This is a genomic window from Streptomyces sp. NPDC057654 (genome assembly GCF_042800135.1).
Taxonomy (GTDB): domain Bacteria; phylum Actinomycetota; class Actinomycetes; order Streptomycetales; family Streptomycetaceae; genus Streptomyces.
The window spans coordinates 1-5,886 of sequence record NZ_JBHVHQ010000541.1; the positions used below are offsets into that span (position 1 = coordinate 1).

Annotated in this window: 5 protein-coding genes and 1 pseudogene; 5 read left to right on the forward strand and 1 reads right to left on the reverse strand. The window is 72.4% G+C overall.

Annotated features, from left to right (window positions below; genetic code table 11):
* Window positions 1-510: pseudogene (locus ACFU99_RS30055) on the reverse strand (ABC transporter family substrate-binding protein); the annotation flags it as partial.
* Between the two features lie 576 nt (window positions 511-1,086).
* On the opposite strand from ACFU99_RS30055, the gene ACFU99_RS30060 reads away from it, so the two are divergent.
* The 5 genes from ACFU99_RS30060 to ACFU99_RS30080 form a co-directional block, all read left to right on the forward strand.
* A complete protein-coding gene (locus tag ACFU99_RS30060; protein ID WP_384397988.1) occupies window positions 1,087-1,371 on the forward strand; it encodes a hypothetical protein in 285 nt (94 codons plus the stop codon).
* A 52-nt stretch (window positions 1,372-1,423) separates the two neighbouring features.
* Window positions 1,424-2,260, forward strand: coding sequence for a hypothetical protein (locus tag ACFU99_RS30065; RefSeq protein ID WP_384397990.1), 837 nt, complete (start codon window positions 1,424-1,426; stop codon window positions 2,258-2,260).
* 51 nt (window positions 2,261-2,311) lie between these two features.
* Complete coding sequence (locus ACFU99_RS30070; RefSeq protein ID WP_384397992.1) at window positions 2,312-4,270, forward strand: fumarate reductase/succinate dehydrogenase flavoprotein subunit; 1,959 nt, start codon at window positions 2,312-2,314, stop codon at window positions 4,268-4,270.
* Complete coding sequence (locus tag ACFU99_RS30075) at window positions 4,267-5,034, forward strand: succinate dehydrogenase/fumarate reductase iron-sulfur subunit (protein ID WP_384397994.1); 768 nt, start codon at window positions 4,267-4,269, stop codon at window positions 5,032-5,034. The genes ACFU99_RS30070 and ACFU99_RS30075 overlap by 4 nt, the downstream gene beginning before the upstream one ends.
* A gap of 266 nt (window positions 5,035-5,300) precedes the next feature.
* Window positions 5,301-5,886, forward strand: a 586-nt coding sequence (locus ACFU99_RS30080; protein ID WP_384397996.1) for a TPM domain-containing protein, incomplete at its 3' end; no start/stop codon positions are given.

Below are 5,886 nucleotides of genomic sequence, written 5' to 3' on the forward strand. Positions count from 1 at the left end.
GCCATGATCCTTGCCGCTCAGCGCCTTCCACTGGGCCGCGAAGTCGGCGGCGCCGAGGGCGCGGCCGTCGCTCCAGACGGCCTGCGGGTTGAGCTTGTAGACGACGATCTGCTTGGGCTCGCGCTCGACGGTCTCGGCGCCGCGCAGGTAGTCGGGGTTGCGCCGGGGCCGGCCGCGCTGGTCGAGGGTGAAGAGGGCGGGCAGTACGGCCCCGGCGACGCGCTCGGTCCCGGCGTCGGCGTCGGCCTGGAAGGCGTTGAGCGTGCCGGGCAGCTCGTCCACGGCCCAGCGCATCGTGCCCCGGTCGGCGACGTCGGCGCGGGCGGTGCGGGCCACGTCCACCGGGGCCGGGGGCGCGGCGGCGGCGCCTCCGCCCGAGCCGCAGCCGGCCAGTGCGGGCAGCGGCAGCAGCGCGCCGGCGGTCAGCAGTGCGGCGCGGCGCCGCCTGCGGGCCCGGCGGCCGGGTCCGGTGCGGGGTGCGGTGCCTCTCGGGACGCCGTCGTGGGACATGGCTGGTACCTCCGGGGCTCGCCCGCCCGGCCTCCTGCGACGCGGCCGGGTTGGTTCGTTCACTGACTTCACTGGCTTTACTGGCTTCACTGGCTGGCTGCTGCGGCGCCGGGTCCGGGGCCCGGCTGGGCCCAGCACCCGGGACGTATACGGCACATTCGGCTTAATGTGCCGCTGATCACATGTACTGCCAGCCACTGAAGGCGACGGTCCGGGCGATGGCGCGCCGACACGGCGGGGCGGGGCGGCAAGCCACCCGGCTGGACGAACAGGCCCGGCGTGCACAGGAGTGCGAAGAAGGGATGAGCGGGGGTGCGGAGGGGCGCGATCGAGGGGCGCGCGGTGAGGCGCGCGAGGCGCTGTTGGTTTGCGACGGCGCGCCGCTCCCCCGCCCCGAGCCCGTAGAGGCGGCGCCACCAGGGCCGGGACCGGCCGGGGAGATCGGCGCGCGGCGTCCCGAATGCGCCGGTGCGAAGCCGCGATCGGGACCGCTCTCTTCCCCTTGAGGGGTGTGACGCGCAACACTCGCAATCGCATGAGCGTCGCCACCCGCCAGCGCGGAGGTGTGAGCAAGTCATGTCCCTGAACGATGAGTTGACGGCTGTACAACGCTGCCTCGACGATCTCGTACGGTCCGTGGTCCGGCTGGAACAGCGGGTCGGCAGCCGCGACCTGGAGATCAGGCGCGTACGCACCGACGCCGACCATCTGCGCGAGAGCGTCGCCCTGCTGCGCGAGAGCGCCCCGCCGGAGCGGCCGCAGCCCGTGATGGTGCCGATCCCCGACGCGCCGTACGACAGCTCGCTGTGGGCGGACGCCGAGGACGAGGGCCTGGGGTCACGCGACCGCAGGGCCCCGTAGGGGGCAGCGAGCGCGTACGCCGACTTCCACCCCACTCCTTCCGGAGTTCCCTTTGACCACTGGTACCGACCCTGAAGTCACGCCCGGCGATATGACCGCGCGCGGCGTCCACCACGCGTCGCGCGCCGCCATTCCGGCCCGCCATCTGCGTACCGACCGCTGGTGGCTGGCGCCCGCCGTCACCGCGGCCGGGCTGCTCGTCTTCGTCGTCTACTCGACCTGGCGGGCCTTCGCCGGTGACGACTACTACGCGGCGCCCTACGTCTCCCCGTTCTACTCGCCCTGCGTCGCGGAGAACTGCGTGCCCATGAAGGGCGGCGCGGACTGGGAGATCTTCGGCGCGTGGTGGGGCCTGTCCCCCGCCCTGCTGATCCTGATCTTCCCGCTGGGCTTCCGGCTGACCTGCTACTACTACCGCAAGGCGTACTACCGCAGCTTCTGGGCGTCGCCGCCCGCCTGCGCGGTGGCCGAGCCGCACAAGAAGTACGGCGGCGAGAGCCGGTTCCCGCTGATCCTCCAGAACGTCCACCGCTACTTCTTCTACTTCGCGGTGATCGTCGCGCTGATCCTGACCTATGACACCGCCCTCGGCTTCCGCGACGAGCGGGGCGAGTGGGGCCACATGGGCCTGGGCACCCTCGTGCTGCTCGCCAACATCGCCTTGATCTGGGCGTACACGCTGTCCTGCCACTCGTGCCGGCACATCGTCGGCGGCCGGCTCAAGCACTTCTCGAAGCATCCGGTGCGCTATCGCCTCTGGAGCTGGGCGGGGAGACTGAATAGCCGTCACATGTTCCTGGCCTGGGCGTCGTTGGTGAGCGTGATGGCGGCCGACCTCTATGTGTATCTGATGGCGAGCGGCGCATTCGACGATCCGAGGTTCTTCTGATGGGGCGCATCTGATGACGCACGAGGAACGGCAGAGCGGGGACGTGGTCGTGTGACGCACGAGGAGCGGCAGAGCTGGGACGTGGTGGTGGTCGGCGCGGGCGGCGCCGGGCTGCGGGCCGCGATCGAGGCGCGCGAGCAGGGCATGCGGTGCGCGGTGATCTGCAAGTCCCTGTTCGGCAAGGCCCATACGGTGATGGCCGAGGGCGGCATCGCCGCGAGCATGGGCAATGTCAACGAGGGCGACAACTGGCAGGTGCACTTCCGCGACACGATGCGCGGCGGGAAGTTCCTCAACCAGTGGCGGATGGCGGAGCTGCACGCGCGCGAGGCGCCCGACCGGGTGTGGGAGCTGGAGACCTGGGGCGCGCTCTTCGACCGGACGGCCGACGGGCGAATATCGCAGCGCAATTTCGGCGGCCACGAGTACCCGCGCCTCGCGCACGTCGGCGACCGTACGGGCCTGGAGCTGATCCGCACCCTCCAGCAGAAGATCGTCAGTCTTCAGCAGGAGGACTTCCGCGAATTCGGCGACTACGAGGCGCGGCTGAAGGTCTTCCAGGAGTGCACGGTCACCCGCGTGCTCAAGGAGGGCGAGCGGGTCGCGGGCGTCTTCGGGTACGAGCGCGAGTCGGGCCGCTTCTTCACCATCGAGTCGCCCGCGGTGGTGCTGGCCACCGGCGGCATCGGCAAGTCCTTCAAGGTGACGTCCAACTCCTGGGAGTACACGGGCGACGGGCACGCGCTGGCGCTGCTCGCGGGGGCGCCGCTCATCAACATGGAGTTCGTGCAGTTCCACCCGACGGGCATGATCTGGCCGCCGTCCGTGAAGGGCATCCTCGTCACCGAGTCGGTGCGCGGCGACGGCGGGGTGCTGCGCAACAGCGAGGGCGAGCGGTTCATGTTCGGGTACGTCCCGGACGTGTTCAAGGAGAAGTACGCGCAGTCGGAGGAGGAGGGGGACCGCTGGTACGAGGACCCCGACCACAACCGCCGCCCGCCCGAGCTGCTCCCCCGCGACGAGGTGGCCCGCGCCATCAACTCCGAGGTCAAGGCGGGTCGCGGCACCGCGCACGGCGGGGTCTTCCTGGACGTCTCCACGCGCATGCCGGCCGAGGTCATCAAGCGCCGGCTGCCGTCCATGCACCACCAGTTCAAGGAGCTGGCGGACGTCGACATCACCGCCGAGGCGATGGAGGTCGGCCCCACCTGCCACTACGTGATGGGCGGCGTGGACGTCGACCCCGACACCGCCGCCGCGGCCGGGGTGCCCGGCCTCTTCGCGGCGGGCGAGGTCGCGGGCGGCATGCACGGCTCCAACCGGCTCGGCGGCAACTCCCTCTCCGACCTGCTGGTCTTCGGCCGCCGCGCGGGACTGTACGCGGCGCAGTACGCGGCCTCGCTGGCCGCGGGCGAGCGGCCGGTGCTCACCGAGGCGGACGTCGACGCGGCGGCGGCCGAGGCGCTGCGCCCGTTCAGCGCCGAGGACGGCTCCGGCCCCCGCGCGGGGGGCCCGGCCGAGAACCCGTACACCCTGCACCAAGAGCTCCAGCAGGCCATGAACGACCTGGTCGGCATCATCCGCAAGGCCCCCGAGATGCGGGAGGCGCTGCTCCGGCTCGCCGGTCTGCGGGGGCGGGCACGGCGTACGGGCGTCGAGGGGCACCGGCAGTTCAATCCGGGCTGGCACCTGTCGATCGACCTGCGGAACATGCTGCTGGTCAGCGAGTGCGTGGCGCGCGCGGCGCTGGAGCGCACGGAGAGCCGGGGCGGACACACCCGCGACGACTACCCGGAGATGGACCGGCGGTGGCGGCGGGCCAATCTGGTGTGCCGGCTCGCCGTCGGCCAGGAGGGCGCGGAGGCGGCGGAGCTGGCGGCCGCGGACCCGGCGGTCGGCCAGATCGCCCTGGAGCGGCGCGAGTCGCCGCCCATCCGGCCCGATCTGCTCGCCCTCTTCGAGCGGGACGAACTGGCCAAGTACCTGACGGACGAGGAGCTGACGCCGTGAGCTATCAGGCCCACTTCAAGGTGTGGCGGGGTGATGCGGTCGGCGGGGGCCTGAAGGACTTCGAGATCGCCGTCAACGAGGGCGAGGTGGTCCTCGACATCATCCACCGCCTCCAGGCCACCCAGGCGCCGGACCTGGCCGTGCGGTGGAACTGCAAGGCGGGCAAGTGCGGTTCGTGCAGCGCCGAGATCAACGGCCGGCCGCGGCTGCTGTGCATGACGCGGATGTCGGTCTTCGGCCAGGACGAGACGGTGACCGTGACGCCGCTGCGCGCCTTCCCGGTCGTGCGGGACCTGGTGACGGACGTGTCCTTCAACTACGCGAAGGCGCGCGAGGTCCCGGCGTTCGTGCCGCCCGCGGATCTCAAAGCGGGCGAGTACCGGATGCGCCAGGAGGACGTGGGGCGCTCGCAGGAGTTCCGCAAGTGCATCGAGTGCTTCCTGTGCCAGGACACCTGTCACGTGGTGCGGGACCACGAGGAGAACAAGGCCGCCTTCGCGGGCCCCCGCTTCCTGATGCGCGTCGCCGAGCTGGACATGCACCCGCTGGACGCGGCGGACGAGATGGGCGTCGACCGGAAGCGGAGCGCGCAGGAGGAGCACGGCCTGGGGTACTGCAACATCACCAAGTGCTGCACCGAGGTCTGCCCGGAGCACATCAAGATCACCGACAATGCGCTGATTCCGCTGAAGGAGCGGGCGGTGGACCGCAAGTACGACCCGCTGGTGTGGCTGGGGAACAAGATCCGGCGCCGGGGGGAGTGAGCGGGGGCCTGGGCCTACGGGCCGGCCGGGCCGCGGAGCCGTGCACCTCATGATGCGGTGCGGGCTTCCGCGGGGGCTGCGGTACGGGCCTCCGCACGGGCTGCCCGGACCCGGCGGGCGCTCCCGGCCACGGCCGCCGTCACGGCCGCCCCCACGGCCCTCGGCCCGGCTCCCCGATCGGCCTCCCGATCCACCTCCCGATCGGCTCCCCGATCCGCCTCCGCGACCGGTCGCGGAGCAGGCGGAACGGTCATACGCTCCCAAATGTGACGCGGCTTCTGAGGCGGTACGGATCGGGGGCACCCGGCTGGGCCACGGTGTGCGCCCTCCTGGCGCTGTGCGTCCTGCTCCTCCCGGCGCCCGCGCGCGCCGACGGCCCGCTGGACCTGGCGCGTACGGGCCGAATCACCGACACCGTCGGGGCGCTCGGCGACCGGCGCGAGGAGGTGGCCACGGCCCTCGAACGGCTGCGCCGAGAGGCGCGGGTGCAGCTCTTCGTCACCTATGTGCGGGACTTCTCCGGCCGCGCGGGCCACGACTGGGCCGACGCCACCGCCGACCGCAACGGCCTCGGCCCTCGCGATCTGGTCCTGGCCATCGCCACCCACGACCGCCGCTACGCCGTCTCGGCCGCCGACGACTCCGGCTTCCGCCCGGGGCAGCTGGCCCGGGTCGCCGACGCCGCCATCGAACCCGCGCTCAAGGCGCACGCCTGGGCCGACGCGGCGATCGGCGCCGCCGCGGGCTACCAGGCGGTCCTCAAGGGGCGGCCCGTACACACCCCCGTCCTCACGCCCGGCGCGGACGACCCCGCCGGGGACGCGCTCGTGCCGGGCGGGCGCGGCGTCTGGC